The organism is Streptococcus cuniculipharyngis, from assembly GCF_007859195.1.
GTDB classification, from domain to species: domain Bacteria; phylum Bacillota; class Bacilli; order Lactobacillales; family Streptococcaceae; genus Streptococcus; species Streptococcus cuniculipharyngis.
On record NZ_VOHL01000006.1, the window covers coordinates 18,352 to 36,643 of the forward strand.

Consider the following 18,292-nt stretch of genomic DNA (forward strand, 5'->3'; position numbering starts at 1 on the left):
ATAGTTACAGGAGTGAGGTTCTTATGAGTAAAAAAGATAAAAAGATTGAAGTACAGGTCCTAGATGCCAAGGTTGAGGTCAATGGTCAGCTGGTGGCAGGCTACCACTTAGTTATTGGTAAGAAAATTGCCGGTCAACTGGTTGAGTTGGATAAACAGTTTGCCGTCATTAAACAGGGGGCTGTTGACAGTATCTATAAAACATTTGACCAAGGAATTGAGCATATTATTGAAGCTTATAACTTGAATCATTAAAAAAATAACAAAAAAGTCTTGCACAAAGGCAAAACCTGTGTTATAATAGGTTTTGTTGTTAAGGAGAGATAGCGAAGAGGCTAAACGCGGCGGACTGTAAATCCGCTCCTTCGGGTTCGGGGGTTCGAATCCCTCTCTCTCCATATCTAAGACAAGTAGCTTAGATGATGATTGGGGTATCGCCAAGCGGTAAGGCAAGGGACTTTGACTCCCTCATGCGTTGGTTCGAATCCAGCTACCCCAGTTGAGGTATTAGGAATTCCTAAGACCGTCAGCGATAAAATTCTTGTCCTTGCGGGTTGCCTTGAAAAAATATATTGTTGTTAAAAGCTAGCTTGGCTAGCTTTTATTGGAGGATTTTTTAGAATGAATGAATTTGAAGATTTGCTAAACAGTGTTAGCGAAGTGAACCCAGGTGACGTGGTCACTGCGGAAGTTTTAACAGTTGATAATGGTCAAGCAAACCTTGTCATTGAAGGTACAGGTGTTGAAGGTGTTTTGACACTTCGTGAATTGACAAATGACCGTGATGCTGATATCAATGAATTTGTTAAAGCTGGCGAAACACTTGAAGTGCTTGTTCTTCGTCAAGTTGTAGGTAAAGATACTGATACAGTAACTTTCCTTGTTTCTAAAAAACGTTTAGAAGCTCGCAAAGCTTGGGATAAGCTTGTCGGTCGTGAAGAAGAAGTTGTTACGGTTAAGGGAACTCGTGCCGTTAAGGGTGGTCTTTCTGTTGAGTTTGAAGGCCTTCGTGGCTTCATCCCTGCATCAATGCTTGATACTCGTTTCGTTCGTAACACTGAGCGTTTTGTTGGTCAAGAATTTGAAGCAAAAATCAAGGAAGTTAATGCAGCAGAGAACCGTTTCATCTTGTCACGTCGTGAAGTTGTAGAAGAAGTTGCAGCAGCGGCTCGCCAAGAAGTCTTCTCTAAAATTGAAGTTGGATCAGTTGTCACTGGTAAGGTTGCTCGTTTGACTAGCTTTGGTGCCTTTATTGATCTTGGTGGTGTTGATGGTCTTGTTCACGTGACTGAATTGTCACATGAGCGTAACGTTTCTCCAAAATCAGTCGTAACTGTTGGTGAAGATGTTGACGTTAAAGTTCTTGCTATTGACGAAGAAGAAGGTCGTGTATCGCTTTCTCTTAAAGCAACAACACCTGGACCATGGGATGGTGTAGAGCAAAAACTTGCAGCTGGTGATGTTGTTGAAGGTAAAGTAAAACGTTTGACTGACTTTGGTGCTTTTGTAGAAGTGTTGCCAGGTATTGATGGCTTGGTTCACATCTCACAAATCTCACACAAACGTGTTGAAAATCCAAAAGATGCCTTGTCAGTAGGTCAAGATGTAACGGTTAAAGTGCTTGAAGTTAATGCCGCTGATGAGCGTGTATCATTGTCAATCAAGGCACTTGAAGAGCGTCCAGCCCAAGACAAGTCTGAAGGCGACAATGGTGAAAAACGTCAATCACGTCCACGTCGCCCACGTCGTCAAGAAAAACGTGACTACGAGTTGCCAGAAACACAAACTGGTTTCTCAATGGCTGACTTGTTTGGTGATATTGAATTGTAATAAAAAAGCTTGGTTTTACCAAGCTTTTTTATTGTTGCCTTCAGTCAAGAAAAAAGCACCCATCTGGGGGGTGCTAGAGACTAAGAAAGTATTGGAGGAGATGGCCGCCGTAAATCCATAGGTAACTGTAACCGATGATGGATAAGGGTTTGGTGATTAGCATGATGATGATAAAGCGTCTGAGCGACATGCTACTCAGCCCTGTAACCATGACCATGATGTCGGCTGGAGAAATCGGCGAGGCCATGCAGAAGATGAAAAAGCGTTCGTAGCCCTTGGTTTCTAGTTTGGCTTCGTATTTACTGAGATCCTTGTCCTTGACAAACAGTTTGATAAAGGGGCGACCATAGCGCTTGACAATGAGGAAAAGAATGATACTCCCTAGTAAAATCCCGATATAGTTAGTGATAAAGCCTAGCCAGGGTCCAAAAACCAAGTAGCCGGCTACTGTGGTTACCCCACCTGGAAGGATGGGGATGACAATCTGGACAATTTGAATGAAAATAAAGATTAGGGGAGCCATCAGTTGGTATTGGCTGACCCAGCTCTTAAAGGCATTCTGATCATTGAGAATCCCATTTTTGAAGAGCCAGATGACTAGGGCAATGGAGGCAATCAGTGTGATGATTCCTAAAATTTGAAACGTTTTCTGCCATACTTTATACATAATACAATCATATCAAAAATAGTATTTTTTTGCCATCTTTTAATGTTTTTGATATACTAGTTAGGTAATGTTTTGGGGTCGTTACGGATTCGACAGGCATTATGAGGTAGATTCTGCAACTCGGGTGACGGCGTAACCGTTCAGTTAAATATAACTGCAAAAAATAACACTTCTTACGCTTTAGCTGCCTAAAAACCAGCGGGCGTGACGTCTCTGGAATTGCTTGTGTTTCAGTAGAGGTCTTATTTGAGCAAGCTACGTTTAGCCATTGTCTAGCTGGCTAAAAAGAGAGTGATAGACTCGCAAGATAGGGGCTTGAGCCATGTGTCACTAGCTTGTTAAACCAAGACATGGCCTATGGTTGTAGACGAATCTGTTGGCAGGTGTTTGGACGTGGGTTCGACTCCCACCGGCTCCATTAAGTTTAAGATAAAGATAGAGGATAGATATGACGACAAAAAAGATGAGCCTGGTCAGTTTGGTGTTCTTGGCCCTCTTGCTTTCGGCTTGTTCCAGTCAAGCCAAAAAAGCAACGACTAAGCCTTCCTTGGAGGTTAATCAGTCTTGGATTACCAAGCCAAGTGTCCCCAACCATGAAGATGTTCGGATGAAGTTTGAACAAATCAGGCTAGGCACAGAAGCCAATGAGTTTCAAGGTGGGTCTAACCTAGAAGAACTCAAGGCTCTCTTTGGTGAGCCAAGTGGCCACGAAACCAAGCAGGCAGGGGAAAATGTTACCATTGACGCCTATACTTGGACTTTTGATGATGTGGTTTTAGCTGTTCAACAGTATAAGGACAGTGCGATTTCCCGGTCTATTTCTAATTTCCAATTCACTCGTGAGGAGCGAATCACACTTGATGATTATAAGGCCTTGACAGAAGGCATGACCTTTGAACAAGTGGTTGAAAAATTTGGTAAGCCAGATGTCATGGCCCAGGTGGTGTCAACAGGTAAGGCTGAGACCCAGGCGATTTGGTCAAGTGGTTTGAAAAAAGGAGCCAATGTCTCTAATGCCAATATTCAGTTGATTTTTGAACAGGGAGTTTTGACCAAAAAAAGCCAGAATGGTTTGGGCTAATCAGAACAACATAAAGTTGAGAAGTTTCTCAACTTTATTTTCATAATCAGCCAGCCAATAGGAGAGGATAAAAAAACTGGACCAAGAAAGGTCCAGAAATGTCTTATCATCCATCCTGAGAGAATCGAACTCCCATTTCAAGAACCGGAATCTTGCGTGATATCCATTACACTAAGGATGGCTAGATTCTATTATAACATAAAATCATCAATTGGGAAGATTTCTCTTGCAAAAAATTAAAAAAAATTATAAGATGATGACGCATGAAGGTCAAAGAGAAAGGAGAGGAAAGTGATGGCTTGGACATTTGATGAACGATCTCCCATTTATGCTCAGTTAGCGCAGCGGGTTAAGATGAAAATATTAAGCGGGGAATTGGGCAGTGGGCAGCAACTGCCAACTGTTAGAGAACTAGCTGAGGAGGCAGGGGTTAACCCCAATACCATGCAGCGGGCTTATACAGAGCTTGAACATGAGGGCTTGGTCTTTACCCGTCGGACAGCCGGCCGGTATGTGACGGAGGATGTGGCCCTACTAGCGGCTATTCGACATGAAGTAGCAGGTAATGAGATTAAAACCTTTATTGATAATATGAAACATGTTGGCTTTATGGAGGAAGAAATTGTTGCAGAGTTAAGCAACTACATGAAGGGAGAAGAGCGATGACAACTTTGCTACGTTTTAATCATGTGACAAAGGCCTATGGTGGGTCAAGGGTTTTGGACGATTTTAATTTAGACCTAGCAGAAGGCAAGATTGTTGGTCTCTTGGGACCGAATGGTAGTGGCAAGACCACCTTAATCAAATTAGTGAATGGTCTTTTACAACCTGATCAGGGGGAGGTTTTGATTGCAGGCCATCACCCTTCGGTAGCTACCAAGAAGTTAGTGTCCTACCTGCCGGACACAAGCTATCTTAGGGATTATTTAAAGGTTAGAGAGATTATTTCCCTGTTTGCAGATTTTTATGCTGATTTTGATCGGCAGCGGGCAGAAAGCCTGTTGTCAGATTTGGCCATTGATGACACCCAATATTTAAAAAATTTATCCAAGGGGGATAAGGAAAAGGTCCAGTTAATCTTGGTGATGAGTCGTAAGGCCAAGCTCTACGTCTTGGATGAGCCAATTGCAGGTGTTGATCCTGCAACGCGAGATTATATCTTACGGACCATCATTAGTAATTATTCTGAGGATTCTTCTGTCTTGATTTCGACGCATTTGATTGCTGATGTGGAACCAGTTTTGGATCAGGTTGTGTTGCTAGATCAGGGTAAGCTCATCTTGCAAGGTGAAACAGATGACTTGCGCCAAGAATATGGGAAGTCCATTGATGGGATTTTCCGTGATAGATTTAGGGTTTAGGAGGGGGCCATGTTTGGAAAATTAGTAAAATATGAATTGAAGTCAGTTGGCAAGTGGTATTTGGGTCTTTACGGCCTAGCCTTTCTTTTCTCCATCATTCTACGCTTGAGTATTCCTGATATGGAGGAACTGAACCAAGCGGTCAATATCAGTCAATGGGTTTTGACCACCTATCTGGTTTCCGTCATTGCTATTGTTGTTTTAATTGTTGCTATCTTTTTATCAACCCTTTTTATCATTATTAGGCGATTTACCCAAGCCATTTATGGCCGCGAGGGTTATCTGACCATGACCTTGCCGGTGACAACGCATCAGTTACTCTTGTCTAAGGTGGTGACAGCCCTAATCTGGTGTCTGTTAAATGGCCTTATTATTTTAGTGAGTGCCGCAGTGATTAGCGATGGCCTGACCGAGCTTTCGGATGCGATTTGGATGAGTCTTGATTTACCGTCAATTAGTGTCATGGTTGCCGTCTTACAATGGCTACTTTACCTGTTACTAGCTATTGTAAGAGGAATTTTAATGATTTATTTGGCCATTTCTCTAGGACAGCTGTTCAATAATCGTCGGATTTTGATGGCTTTTGTGGCTTATTTTACCCTAGCCTTTTTGGCGGGTTTATTAACCTCCTTGGTCCAGCATTTGCTAGCTGGGGCAGAAGCCTATCTTTTTTTCCTAGCCTTGTTTGAGCTAGTCTTTATTGTTCTTTATTATTGGATAACCCATTACCTGATAAAACATCGGTTAAATTTACAATAGCTGGTATTGTGCGACCCTTAGTGGGTCGTTTTTTGGTGCATGCTAGCGTTTTTCATAGTATAATAAAGACGAGAAAGGTTGAGGAGGAAACCTTATGTTTGTTCAGTTAGATACTAAAACGGTCTATAGTTTTATGGATAGTCTGATTGATGTTAAAGACTATGTGGCGATGGCCAAGCAGTTGGGTTACCAGCAACTGGGAATTATGGATCGGGGAAATCTCTATGCGGCCTATCATTTTATTCAGGCTGCAAAGAAGGAGGGGCTAAGGCCAATTTTGGGGATTGAATTAAGTCTAAATTGGTCTGGGCAGGACTTACGCCTCTATGCGATTGCCCAAAATACAGAAGGCTACCACCATTTGATTAAATTAGCCACCTGTCAGATGACGCAAGGGGTGAGTTTGGCTGACTTGGAAGACTATGGGGCAGGGGTAGCCTTTATTGTGCCCTACACTGAGGGTGTGTTAGAGGTGGACTTGCCTTTGGATTATTATCTAGGGGTGTTTTTGGATAGTCCACAAGTTGATTATTCTCGTCCCATTATTCCCTTGCAGACTGTCCGTTATTATCAGGATGAGGATACTGAGGTACTTCAGGTTTTACATGCTATTCGAGATAATGTCTCTTTGGCTCAGGCAGAGCTGGCGCCACGACAACAGTGCTTTTATCCAGCCCAGCAAGTTGCCGATCTGTTTGAAGAACGTTTTCCTGGTAGTATTGCCCGGCTGCAGCAACTAGTGGCAGGGGTTGATTACCAGCTGGATAATGGTTTGAAGTTACCCCGTTTTAATCGTAACAAAGAAGCGGTCGTTGAATTGGCTGAACGAGCTCAAGCAGGTCTGGTGGCTAAGGGCAGTTGGACAGCGCCTTACCAGAGTCGTTTGCAGGAGGAACTCGCTATTATTCATCAGATGGGCTTTGATGATTATTTTCTAATTGTTTGGGATTTATTGCGCTTTGGACGGAGTAAGGGCTATTATATGGGCATGGGTCGGGGATCGGCTGCAGGCAGTTTGGTAGCCTATGCCTTGGATATTACAGGTATTGACCCTGTGAAAAACAACCTCCTTTTTGAACGTTTTTTAAATGTTGAACGGTATAGCATGCCTGATATTGATATTGATTTGCCTGATATTTATCGGGGAGAGTTTTTACGCTATGTCCGTGATCGTTATGGGCGACGCCATTCGGCACAAATTGTGACCTTTTCTACCTTTGGTGCCAAACAGGCCTTGCGTGATGTCTTCAAGCGATTTGGGGCTAGTGAGTATGAATTGAGTCAGCTTAGCAGAAAAATTGGGTTTAAAGACAGTCTGGCTTCTGCTTATCAACAAAACATGTCCTTTCGTCAACTTATTGCTAGTAAACAAGAGTACCAAAAGGCCTTTAAGGTGGCCCAAATCATAGAGGGGAAGCCACGCCAAACCTCTATTCATGCGGCGGGTATTGTGATGAGTGATGATGACCTGACAGATCATATTCCCCTGAAATCAGGAGAAGAGATGATGATTACTCAGTTTGATGCGGAAAGTGTTGAGAGTAATGGCCTCTTGAAAATGGATTTTTTGGGCTTAAGAAATCTGACCTTTGTCCAAAAGATGCAGGAAACAGTTGCTAGTCGTTATGGGGTGACCATTGACATTAAGGCCATTGATTTGGAAGATGCTCCCACCTTGGCCTTATTTGCAGCGGGGAAAACCAAGGGAATCTTCCAATTTGAAAGGGCTGGGGCCATCCACTTGTTAAAACGGATTAAGCCTTCAGCTTTTGAAGAGGTGGTTGCCACAACCAGTTTGAATCGTCCTGGGGCTAGTGATTACACGGAAAATTTTATACGGAGAAAGTATGGTCAGGAAGCCATTGAACAACTGGATCCTCTCGTTGACCAGATTTTGGCGCCTAGTTATGGCATCATGCTTTATCAGGAGCAGGTCATGCAGATTGCCCAAGTTTATGCAGGGTTTAGTCTAGGGAAGGCAGACCTCTTGCGACGAGCCATGTCCAAAAAAGACCAAAAAGAGATGCAGGCCATGGCTAGTGAGTTTATGGCCGGAGCTCAGTCTTTAGGACATCCGGCAGATATGGCTCAGGATATCTTTGAGCGGATGGCTAAGTTTGCCGGTTATGGCTTTAACCGTAGCCATGCCTACGCCTATTCTGCCTTAGCCTTTCAGCTGGCCTATTTTAAATGCCACTATCCTGATGTTTTTTATGACATTATGCTTAATTACTCCAGTAGTGATTACATTGAGGATGCCTTGCAGGCCGGTTTCCACCTGGCTAAATTTTCGATTAATCAGGTTAGCTATCATCATCGATTGGATCAACAATACCTTTATCTGGGCTTGAAGATGGTTAAGGGCTTGGCTCAAGATCTGGCTAAGTGGCTGGTTGAGCAGTCTCCCTTTGTCAGTATGGAAGATTTTTTGACCAGATTACCGAATCAGTATCGCAAAGCAGAAGTTTTGGAACCTTTGATTAAGGTTGGGTTGTTTGATGACTTGGAAGCCAATCGGAAAAAGTTACTGTTGAACCTAGAACCTCTATTTATCTTTGTTACCGAATTGGGCAGTCTATTTGGAGAAACATCTTATAATTGGTTGGAAACCAGTGATTATAGCAATCATGAGAAATATGACATGGAGCGTGAGCTACTAGGTGTCGGCTTAAGTCCCCACCCGTTAGTGGCTATTTTACAGGAACATGAGGGGAATTTTACTCCCTTGGATCAGCTAGTAGCAGACCAGTCAGCAAGACTGTTAGGCCAGATTGAGGCGATTCGGGAAATTCGAACCAAGAGTCAGGGAGAGTTAATGGCTTTTTTAACCGTAACCGATTTACAGAGATGTTTTGATGTGACTGTCTTTCCAGGCCCTTATGCTCAACTAAAAGACCAGCTAGCCCAGGGGAACATTCTTTATTTTCTTGGTAAGACGCAGGAGCGTCAAGGCAAGTTACAACTGGTTTTACAGACTGTTCAGGTTCCTAGTCAGGAAAAATTTTGGATCCAATTAAAAAATCATGAGCATGACCAGGAGATTTCACAGTTATTAAGCCAATATCCTGGTGATATTCCGGTGATTCTCCATTATGAAGAAACTAAAGAAACCGTAAGAAGCCGTCGTCACTTGGTGGCAAAATCGGAAGAATTAGAAGGAAAACTAAAAACTTATGTCATGAAAACGATTTTTCACTAAAAATGAGAGAATTTTGTTTAGGAGTATGCTATAATGATATAGTTAAGTAAGAAAAGGAGTACAAAATAAATGAAACGTATTGCTGTTTTGACCAGTGGTGGTGACGCTCCCGGGATGAACAATGCTGTTCGTGCAGTCGTTCGTAAGGCGACATCAGAAGGAATGGAAGTTTTTGGCATCAATCGTGGCTATGCTGGCATGGTTGAAGGAGATATCTTCCCGATGGACGCTAAAAGTGTCTCGAACATTCTATCGCATGGTGGTACTTTCCTTAAATCAGCTCGTTATCCAGAATTTGCCCAATTAGAAGGCCAGTTGGCTGGCATTGAACAACTTAAAAAACATGGGATTGAGGGTGTTGTTGTTATCGGTGGAGATGGCTCGTATCATGGGGCTATGCGCTTGACAGAACATGGTTTCCCAGCTATTGGAATTCCAGGAACTATTGATAATGATATTGTCGGAACGGACTACACGATTGGTTTTGATACAGCTGTGAGAACGGCGACAGAAGCCATTGATAAAATTCGTGATACGTCATTTAGTCATGGCCGTACATTTGTTGTTGAGGTTATGGGACGTAATGCAGGAGATATCGCTCTTTGGGCGGGAATCGCTACAGGGGCTGATTTGATTATTATTCCAGAAGAGCCTTTTGATATGGAAGCTGTTGTGGCTAATGTTAAAGAAGGCTACGAGGTTAAGAAAAAAGATCACTTTATTATCGTTGTTGCTGAAGGCGTTATGAGCGGTGAAGAGTTTGCTGCTAAAATGCGTGAGGCAGGTGATACTAGCGATTTGCGTGTGACTAATTTGGGCCATATCCAACGTGGCGGTAGCCCATCACCACGTGACCGTGTTCTGGCGTCATGGATGGGGGCACATGCTGTAGAATTACTGAAGGCAGGCCGTGGCGGTTTGGCTGTTGGTGTGAAAAATGAAGAACTCATTGAAAGTCCAATCCTAGGGACGGCTGAAGAAGGTGCCTTATTTAGTTTGACGGAAGAAGGCAAAATTGTGGTTAATAATCCACATAAGGCACGTCTTGATTTTGCTAAACTGAACCGTAGTTTGGCACGCTAATCGTATTGTTATCAACGAAATCATAAAAGGAGTAAAAAAGTTAAAAATGAATAAACGTGTAAAAATTGTTGCAACACTTGGACCAGCGGTAGAATTCCGTGGTGGTAAAAAATTTGGTGAAGATGGCTACTGGGGTGAGAGTCTTGATGTTGAAGCATCAGCACAACGCATTGCTCAGTTGATTCAAGAAGGTGCTAACGTTTTCCGTTTCAACTTCTCACATGGTGACCATGAGGAGCAAGGTCAACGTATGGCTGTTGTTCGTCGTGCTGAAGAAATTGCTAACCAAAAAGTTGGTTTCTTATTGGATACTAAAGGTCCTGAAATCCGTACGGAATTGTTTGAAGGTGATGCTAAAGAGTATGACTACAAAACTGGTGAAAAAATCCGTGTTGCAACCAAGCAAGGTATTAAATCAACTCGTGAAGTGATTGCCCTTAACGTTGCTGGTGGTTTGGACATTTTTGACGATGTGGCTGTTGGTCAACAAATCCTTGTTGACGATGGTAAGTTAGGTCTTCGCGTAGTTGCCAAAGATGATGCTACCCGTGAATTTGAAGTTGAAGTTGAAAATGATAGTGTTATTGCTAAGCAAAAAGGGGTTAACATTCCAAATACGTCAATCCCATTTCCAGCCTTGGCTGAACGTGACAATGCAGATATCCGCTTTGGTCTTGAGCAAGGCTTGAACTTCATCGCCATCTCATTTGTTCGTACCGCTAAGGACGTTGAAGAAGTGCGCGCCATCTGTGAAGAAACAGGTAATGGCCATGTTAAGTTGTTTGCTAAGATTGAAAACCAACAAGGGATTGACAACCTTGATGAAATCATCGAAGCGGCAGACGGTATCATGATTGCACGTGGTGACATGGGGATTGAAGTACCATTTGAAATGGTGCCAGTTTACCAAAAAATGATTATCAAGAAAGTTAATGCTGCTGGTAAAGCAGTCATTACAGCAACCAACATGCTTGAAACAATGACTGAAAAACCACGTGCGACTCGTTCAGAAGTTTCTGATGTCTTTAATGCTGTTATTGACGGTACTGATGCAACCATGCTTTCAGGTGAATCTGCTAACGGTAAATACCCAGTAGAATCTGTTCGCACCATGGCAACTGTTGCTAAGAACGGTCAAGCACTTCTTAGTGAATATGGACGTCTTGATTCATCAAGCTATGATCGTAGCAACCAAACAGAAGTTATCGCTTCTGCCGTTAAGGATGCGACGAAATCAATGAATATCAAGTTGGTGGTGACCATCACTGAGTCTGGAAATACAGCTCGTGCGATTTCTAAATACCGTCCAGATGCAGATATCTTGGCTGTAACCTTTGATGAAAATACGCAAAAATCATTGATGATTAACTGGGGAGTTATTCCAGTCGTGACAGCTAAACCAGCTTCAACGGATGACATGTTCGACTTGGCTGAGAAAATGGCACTTGAATCAGGTTTGGTTGAAACTGGTGATAACATTGTGATTGTTGCCGGTGTACCAGTTGGTTCAGGTGGTACAAACACGATGCGTATCCGTACAGTGAAATAAGAAAAAGCAGGTTTCCCTGCTTTTTTTGTTCTTATGAGAGCGTTGCATGTTCTAATTTGAGATGGTTGAGGTAGTCAGGTAAGTCATTGGTTTGCTCTTGGATTTGTCGTTCGGGTGTTTACCGAGAGAGATTAATCCTTCAATGACATAGGTATAGGATTTGGGGAGACTTTTACGAAATTGAGAAGGCGAGTATTTATTGGTACAGTATTAGTCGATTAATTTTTCCCCTACCAGCTTGTGAGTTCCTTTGGATTGCTAGTGGCCTTAATGTTTTGACAGATAAAGTGGGGATAAGAAATGAGAAGGTCCAAGTCACGACGCTCACCTTGATTTAATTGTGTGAAGGAGAGGTCTAACTTTTCTTTGATTGGGCCTACTCCTATTTTGAGAATGTGGTTGAAGCCGGCAAATTCGCATGGGTGGCGCTACTGTCATACTTTGTTTTCTTGGGAAGATTAAGGATAGCTTGCAGATTGACCAAGTTCTGCGATGACAGTTGTTTCGGTGGGAAAGAACTGTTGTAATTCATGGTAAAATTTATCTTGGTGCATAAAGCCTCCTTAGAAAAATGATTGCATCATCGTATCATACTGGGAAATAACTGACAAGAAAAATATTGGGAGATTGCTTGAGTTGGGATATGGTCTTCCCCTTTTCTTAGTAGTTAAAACATGGTATAATAAGAGGTAGAAAATTAATGGGGGTAGCCATGCTCAAGCGTGATTTTTTTAGAAATATTTTCTTGGTTGGTCTAATTTTAGTTGGCTTGCTTTGCTTACGTGTATTTGTTTTTTCACTAGATAAGATTAGTGAAGCAGAAAGCAATAGCTACTTAAGAGCAGGCGATATTGTTCTTGTGACTAAAAATAGGTCCCCTAAGTTGCGGGAGTTTGTCCAGTATGAAGTGGATGGGCGCACCTATATTGGTCGGGTAGTTGCCCAGCAGGGGGATTCGGTGACCTATATGGACGATATTTTCTATCGGAATAATCACCCTGAAAGTGAAAACTATTTAACTGCGCTTCGCTCTAAGTATCTGGCATCAGAAACAGCTTCCATGTTTACAGAGGATTTTACCTTGGCTAGCTTGGCAGGACCACAGGTGACAAGTATTCCTCAGGAAAATTATTTGATCCTGAATGATAATAGGCAAAATATGGCTGATAGCCGACAATTTGGCTTGATTAAAAAAACTCAAATTAAGGGAGTTATTGAGTTTAGATTACTGCCCTTGGATAATTTTGGATTTATCAAGTCAGAATAAGTGAGAAAACTGGTTCGAGTAAGGGCTAGTTTTTTTAAGATGAGATGACTAGACCAATTTTTAGGATTGACAAAGTCAAGATAAAAGCATACAATAATAGTGCTGTCTAGTGGGTAAAAAATGACTAGACCAATTTAAAAAGGAGTATCGATAATGTGCGGAATTGTTGGTGTTGTGGGCAATGAAAATGCCACAGACATCTTATTGCAAGGATTAGAAAAATTAGAGTACCGTGGTTATGATTCGGCGGGGATTTTTGTGACTAAGGCAGGCGAGGAGCCAGCGCTGGTCAAGTCAGTTGGTCGCATTGCTGATTTACGTGATAAGGTAGGAGAAAGTTTGGCGGGTAATCGTGGCATTGGCCATACCCGTTGGGCAACCCATGGTAAACCCTTGGAAGAAAATGCTCATCCCCATCAGTCAGAAACTGGCCGTTTGACCTTGGTTCATAATGGTGTGATTGAAAATTATGCTGAGCTGAAGGAAGAGCATCTAGCAGGACATCATTTCAAAGGGCAGACAGATACCGAAGTAGTGGTTCACTTGATTGGTAAGTTTGTTGAGGAAGATGGTCTGGATACCTTAGCTGCCTTTCGTCAGGCACTTGGTTTGATTAAGGGCTCTTACGCCTTTGCCTTGATTGATCAAGAAGAGCCAGAAACCATTTATGTGGCTAAGAATAAGTCCCCTCTTTTGATTGGTTTGGGGCAAGGCTATAACATGGTCTGTTCAGATGCCATGGCCATGATTCGCGAAACCAATCAATACATGGAAATTCATGACCAAGAATTGGTCGTGGTGACCAAGGATAGTGTGTCGGTCCAAGACTATGCGGGAAATGTTTTGGAGCGTGAGAGCTACACCGCAGAACTTGACCTGTCAGATATTGGCAAGGGGACCTATCCTTATTACATGCTCAAGGAAATTGATGAGCAACCAAGTGTCATGCGTAAGCTGATTTCAACCTATGCAGATGACAGGGGAGCCATGACAGTTGATCCAGCTATTGTCAAGGCTGTTCAAGAGGCTGACCGTCTTTATATTATTGCTGCGGGAACATCTTACCATGCTGGATTTGCCTCTAAGCAGTTCTTAGAAGAATTGACAGATACACCTGTAGAATTAGGGATTGCTTCTGAATGGGGTTATGGCATGCCACTATTAAGTCAGAAACCGCTCTTCATCTTCCTGACTCAGTCAGGGGAAACGGCTGATAGTCGTCAGGTCTTGGTCAAGGTTAATGAGATGGGCTTGCCTAGCTTGACCATTACCAATGTTCCTGGTTCAACCCTGTCGCGTGAAGCTAGCCATACCATGCTTCTACATGCGGGTCCTGAGATTTCAGTGGCTTCAACCAAGGCTTATACTGCACAAATTGCAACCATGGCCTTCTTGGCTAAGGCGGTTGGTGATGCCAATGGTAATTCTAAGGCCAAGGATTTTGACCTAGTCCGTGAATTATCTTTGGTTGCCCAATCCATTGAAGCAACCTTGTCGGATAAGGACATGATTGCTGATAAGGTGGAGAAGTTACTCTTAACTGCTCGTAATGCCTTTTATATCGGACGTGGAAGCAACTATTATGTGGCCATGGAAGCGAGTTTGAAGTTGAAGGAAATTTCTTATATCCAGTGTGAGGGCTTTGCTGCAGGTGAGCTAAAACACGGGACGATTTCCCTGATTGAAGATGGGACACCAGTAATTGCCCTCATTTCCAATAATTCGGTCTTGGCTTCGCACGCTCGGGGAAATGTTGCCGAAGTGGTGGCTCGTGGTGCTCATGTTCTGACCATTGTTGAGGAGGGAGCTGATAAGGCCGGCGATGATATCATCACACGGGCAGTTCATCCTTATCTATCAAGCATTTCCATGGTCATTCCAACCCAGTTAATTGCCTACTATGCTTCCCTCCAACGTGGTCTAGATGTTGATAAACCACGCAATCTAGCTAAATCAGTTACCGTAGAATAGAGAGGATTTCCCATGCCAAATTGTCCACAATGTCAATCAGAATACGTTTACGAAGACCGCGGATTTTATATCTGCCCTGAATGTGCCTATGAATGGAACCCAGCAGAGGTCACTGAAGAGAGTGATGAGCTGCTTGTCCTTGATAGTAATGGTACCCGGCTAGCTGATGGCGATACCGTCACTGTTGTCAAGGATTTGAAAGTTAAGGGGGCTCCCAAGGATATTAAGCAAGGAACCCGTGTCAAAAATATTCGTTTGGTTGACGGTGACCATAATATTGACTGCAAGATTGATGGCTTTGGTGCCATGAAACTTAAATCGGAATTTGTTAAGAAATTGTAAGACTAGAAGGGGTGTATTAGCACCTCTTTCTCTTTTTCCTGTCCGATAAATTATGTTATAATAAAACCATGTTAAAGAAGAATAAATTACTCCTCATTGATGGCTCATCAGTAGCCTTTCGGGCGTTTTTTGCCCTTTATCATCAACTGGACCGCTTCAAAAATAAGTCTGGTCTTCATACCAATGCCATCTATGGTTTCCATCTCATGCTGGACCACATGATGGCACGGGTCAAGCCAAGTCATGTGTTAGTGGCCTTTGATGCCGGAAAAACCACCTTTCGGACGGAAATGTTTGCCGATTACAAGGCTGGCCGGGCCAAGACACCAGAGGAATTTCGTGAGCAATTTCCTTATATTCGAGACATGCTCAAACATTTGGGCATTGCCCATTATGAGCTTGACCAGTATGAGGCAGATGATATTATTGGGACCTTGGCCAAGATGGCTGAGGCAGATGAGCGTCCTTTTGAGATTACCGTTGTCAGTGGTGACAAAGACTTAATTCAGCTGACCGATGCCAATACGGTGGTGGAAATTTCTAAAAAGGGGGTGGCAGAATTTGAGGCCTTTACCCCTGCCTACCTCAAGGAGAAAATGGGGTTGACGCCCAAACAGTTTGTTGATCTCAAGGCCCTCATGGGGGATAAGTCAGATAATATCCCTGGCGTGACTAAGATTGGTGAAAAAACAGGTCTTAAACTATTGCATGAATATGGCAGTCTAGAGGGAATTTATCAACAAATTGATCACTTTAAGCCCTCTAAAATGAAGGAAAATTTACTTGCTGATAAGGAGTTGGCCTTCTTATCTCAGACCTTGGCAACAATTAACACGGCTTCTCCTCTGACGATTGGGCTAGATGATATTGTGTACCAAGGGCCACAACTGGAAAATTTGGCAGCTTTTTATGAGGAAATGGACTTTAAACAATTTCGACAGGCCTTGGACTTGCCTAAGGATGAGCAAGTACCTGTTTCTTACCAGAGTGTTAAACAATTGACAGATAAGATGTTTGGTGATGACCAATTCTTCTATTTTGAGATTTTAGATGATAATTATCATCTGTCACCGTTGGTGGCTTTTGCTTGGGGAAATGAGGAGACGATTTATGTTAGTGATGACATCAGTCTTTTGCAGACAGATCTCTTTCGGCAGGTCCTTGCCCAACCGATCAAAACCTATGACTTTAAGCGCACTAAGGTTCTTCTGGCAGGACTAGGTATTGACTTACCTCAGGTGGCCTTTGATAGCCGGTTGGCCAAGTATCTTCTGTCAACGGTTGAAGACAATCAATTATCAACCATTGCTCAGCTCTATGGTCAAACGTATTTGCCAACAGATGATGAGGTCTATGGTAAGGGGAGTAAACGTGCTTTGCCAGACCAAGCCTTGTTATTTGAGCACCTGGCTAGGAAGATTAAGGTTTTGGCAGAGACACAGGAACCGATGTTGCAAGCTTTAAGGGATCATGAGCAAGAAAAACTTTTATTTGAAATGGAACTACCTTTGGCAAAGGTTCTTGCCAAGATGGAAATTGCGGGTATTAGCGTTAATAAGGCCAGTCTACAGGAAATGGCTGAGGAAAATCAACAAGTCATTGACCGCTTGACGGAAGAAATTTACGTCCTGGCTGGGGAAGAATTTAATATTAATTCGCCTAAGCAGCTGGGAGTCTTACTCTTTGAAACATTAGGTCTGCCGGTGTCAGTAACTAAAAAGACGAAGACAGGTTATTCAACTGCGGCCGAGGTTTTGGAACGCTTGGCTCCCGAATCAGAGTTGGTTAGTAAAATTTTGGATTATCGCCAAATAACCAAATTGCAATCGACCTACCTTGTCGGCTTGCAGGACTATATCTTAGCTGATGGTAAAATTCATACCCGCTATGTGCAAGATCTAACTCAGACTGGTCGGTTGTCAAGCATTGATCCCAACTTACAAAATATTCCGATTCGTTTGGAACAGGGGCGTTTAATTCGCCAAGCTTTTAGACCTGAGCAAGATAGGGCTGTCCTTCTTAGTTCAGACTATTCTCAAATTGAATTGCGGGTCTTAGCTCATATTTCCGGAGATGCTCACTTGATTCAGGCTTTTGAAGAGGGAGCGGATATTCATACAGCCACAGCCATGCGGGTATTTAATATTGACAATCCATCAGAGGTCACGGCCAATGATCGCCGGAATGCCAAGGCGGTTAATTTCGGTGTTGTCTATGGCATCTCTGATTTTGGCTTGTCCAATAATTTAGGGATTAGCCGCAAGGCCGCTAAAGAGTATATTGAAACCTATTTTGACCGTTATCCAGGGATTAAATCCTATATGGATAGAGTGGTTCGCGAGGCGAGGGATAAGGGTTATGTTGAAACTATTTTTAACCGTCGTCGTGAACTTCCGGATATTAATTCGCGGAATTTTAACCGACGTAGTTTTGCAGAACGTACGGCCATCAATTCACCAATTCAAGGAAGTGCGGCTGATATTCTGAAATTAGCCATGATTGATTTGGATAGGGAGTTGGAAGAACGAGCTTTAAAATCAAAACTTCTTCTTCAAGTACACGATGAAATTGTCTTAGAAGTTGTGGAAGAAGAGCTAGACTTGGTAACAGACTTGGTTAAAAAGACCATGGAGCAGGCGGTCGACCTTCTTGTTCCCCTCTTGGTCGATCAGAATAGCGGTAAAACTTGGTATGAGGCCAAGTAAGGAGGACAGATGACTTATCATTTTAAAAATCCTAGCGATGCTATCATCAACGATTATTTGAGCAGCAGTCGTGTGATTGCAGTGGTCGGCTTGTCTAATCGAGAGGAAACAGCCAGTTATCAGGTCAGTCGAGTCATGCAGCAGGCAGGTTATACTATTATTCCAGTCAATCCCCGTCTGGCAGGACAAGAGATTCTAGGGCAAGAGGTTTATGCTAGCCTACTGGACATTCCAGTAGCCATTGATATTGTTAATGTCTTTCGTCCTAGTCAGGTCTTGCCACAAGTAGCAAGTGACTTTATCCAGAGTGGGGCCAAGATTTTTTGGGCCCAGTTGGGTTTGGAAAGTCAGGATGCTGAGCTGCTATTGAGACAGGCAGGTAAGGACAAATTGGTCATGAACCGTTGCATCAAGTTGGACTATCTCAGATTGTTTGGTAAGCCTTAAGATTGTGTTATAATAGACAGTAGGAAGGAGGG

The 18,292-nt window shown here is 42.9% G+C and carries 15 protein-coding genes, 3 tRNA genes and 1 other RNA gene; 17 read left to right on the forward strand and 2 right to left on the reverse strand.

From position 1 onward, the window contains the following. The first annotated feature begins 23 nt into the window (after positions 1-23). The 4 genes from FRX57_RS06365 (at position 24) to rpsA (ending at position 1,829) form a co-directional block, all read left to right on the forward strand. On the forward strand, positions 24-254 hold the full coding sequence (locus tag FRX57_RS06365; RefSeq protein ID WP_146567801.1) for a DUF2969 domain-containing protein: 231 nt from the start codon (positions 24-26) through the stop codon (positions 252-254). 62 nt (positions 255-316) lie between these two features. Continuing rightward, positions 317-397, forward strand: a tRNA-Tyr gene (locus FRX57_RS06370). A 29-nt stretch (positions 398-426) separates the two neighbouring features. After that, a tRNA-Gln gene (locus tag FRX57_RS06375) sits at positions 427-498 on the forward strand. A gap of 122 nt (positions 499-620) precedes the next feature. After that, positions 621-1,829, forward strand: a complete 1,209-nt coding sequence (rpsA, locus tag FRX57_RS06380; protein ID WP_146567804.1) for a 30S ribosomal protein S1 — start codon at positions 621-623, stop codon at positions 1,827-1,829. Positions 1,830-1,902: 73 nt separating this feature from the next. Here rpsA and FRX57_RS06385 read toward each other — a convergent pair whose 3' ends face one another. Beyond that, positions 1,903-2,496, reverse strand: coding sequence for a TVP38/TMEM64 family protein (locus FRX57_RS06385; protein ID WP_146567806.1), 594 nt, complete (start codon positions 2,494-2,496; stop codon positions 1,903-1,905). A 74-nt stretch (positions 2,497-2,570) separates the two neighbouring features. Between FRX57_RS06385 and ssrA the strand changes: the two genes are divergently transcribed. Together ssrA and FRX57_RS06395 are read left to right on the forward strand one after the other, a co-directional pair. After that, positions 2,571-2,917, forward strand: a transfer-messenger RNA (tmRNA) gene (gene ssrA, locus FRX57_RS06390). A 27-nt stretch (positions 2,918-2,944) separates the two neighbouring features. Continuing rightward, a complete protein-coding gene (locus FRX57_RS06395; RefSeq protein ID WP_146567808.1) occupies positions 2,945-3,577 on the forward strand; it encodes a DUF3862 domain-containing protein in 633 nt (210 codons plus the stop codon). A gap of 109 nt (positions 3,578-3,686) precedes the next feature. On the opposite strand, the gene FRX57_RS06400 is transcribed toward FRX57_RS06395, so the two are convergent. Further along, a tRNA-Arg gene (locus tag FRX57_RS06400) sits at positions 3,687-3,758 on the reverse strand. Positions 3,759-3,871: 113 nt separating this feature from the next. Here FRX57_RS06400 and FRX57_RS06405 point away from each other — a divergent pair. The 11 genes from FRX57_RS06405 to FRX57_RS06460 all read left to right on the forward strand — a co-directional run bounded on the left by FRX57_RS06405 (position 3,872) and on the right by FRX57_RS06460 (position 18,260). Further along, complete coding sequence (locus FRX57_RS06405; RefSeq protein WP_146567810.1) at positions 3,872-4,243, forward strand: GntR family transcriptional regulator; 372 nt, start codon at positions 3,872-3,874, stop codon at positions 4,241-4,243. Next, complete coding sequence (locus tag FRX57_RS06410) at positions 4,240-4,938, forward strand: ABC transporter ATP-binding protein (RefSeq protein WP_146567812.1); 699 nt, start codon at positions 4,240-4,242, stop codon at positions 4,936-4,938. The genes FRX57_RS06405 and FRX57_RS06410 overlap by 4 nt, the downstream gene beginning before the upstream one ends. Positions 4,939-4,947: 9 nt before the next feature. Then, entirely contained in the window at positions 4,948-5,697 is a 750-nt protein-coding gene (locus tag FRX57_RS06415; RefSeq protein WP_146567814.1) for an ABC transporter permease, read from the forward strand. Between the two features lie 94 nt (positions 5,698-5,791). Then, positions 5,792-8,896, forward strand: a complete 3,105-nt coding sequence (locus tag FRX57_RS06420; protein WP_146567816.1) for a DNA polymerase III subunit alpha — start codon at positions 5,792-5,794, stop codon at positions 8,894-8,896. A 69-nt stretch (positions 8,897-8,965) separates the two neighbouring features. Next, the gene (gene pfkA, locus FRX57_RS06425; protein ID WP_146567818.1) at positions 8,966-9,979 is read left to right on the forward strand and encodes a 6-phosphofructokinase; all 1,014 of its coding nucleotides are present in this window, start codon (positions 8,966-8,968) and stop codon (positions 9,977-9,979) included. Between the two features lie 46 nt (positions 9,980-10,025). Next, positions 10,026-11,528: a pyruvate kinase gene (gene pyk / locus FRX57_RS06430; protein WP_146567820.1), complete on the forward strand. Its 1,503-nt coding sequence runs from the start codon at positions 10,026-10,028 to the stop codon at positions 11,526-11,528. Between the two features lie 712 nt (positions 11,529-12,240). Further along, positions 12,241-12,795: a signal peptidase I gene (lepB, locus tag FRX57_RS06440; RefSeq protein ID WP_146567910.1), complete on the forward strand. Its 555-nt coding sequence runs from the start codon at positions 12,241-12,243 to the stop codon at positions 12,793-12,795. Between the two features lie 153 nt (positions 12,796-12,948). Beyond that, positions 12,949-14,766 carry a glutamine--fructose-6-phosphate transaminase (isomerizing) gene (glmS, locus tag FRX57_RS06445; RefSeq protein ID WP_146567822.1) on the forward strand — a complete coding sequence of 606 codons (1,818 nt, stop codon included), beginning with the start codon at positions 12,949-12,951 and terminating at the stop codon, positions 14,764-14,766. A 12-nt stretch (positions 14,767-14,778) separates the two neighbouring features. Further along, positions 14,779-15,108 carry a zinc ribbon domain-containing protein YjdM gene (locus FRX57_RS06450; RefSeq protein ID WP_146567824.1) on the forward strand — a complete coding sequence of 110 codons (330 nt, stop codon included), beginning with the start codon at positions 14,779-14,781 and terminating at the stop codon, positions 15,106-15,108. A gap of 68 nt (positions 15,109-15,176) precedes the next feature. Then, a complete protein-coding gene (polA, locus tag FRX57_RS06455; RefSeq protein WP_146567826.1) occupies positions 15,177-17,813 on the forward strand; it encodes a DNA polymerase I in 2,637 nt (878 codons plus the stop codon). A gap of 9 nt (positions 17,814-17,822) precedes the next feature. Continuing rightward, positions 17,823-18,260 carry a CoA-binding protein gene (locus tag FRX57_RS06460; protein ID WP_146567828.1) on the forward strand — a complete coding sequence of 146 codons (438 nt, stop codon included), beginning with the start codon at positions 17,823-17,825 and terminating at the stop codon, positions 18,258-18,260. Positions 18,261-18,292 lie beyond the last annotated feature (32 nt).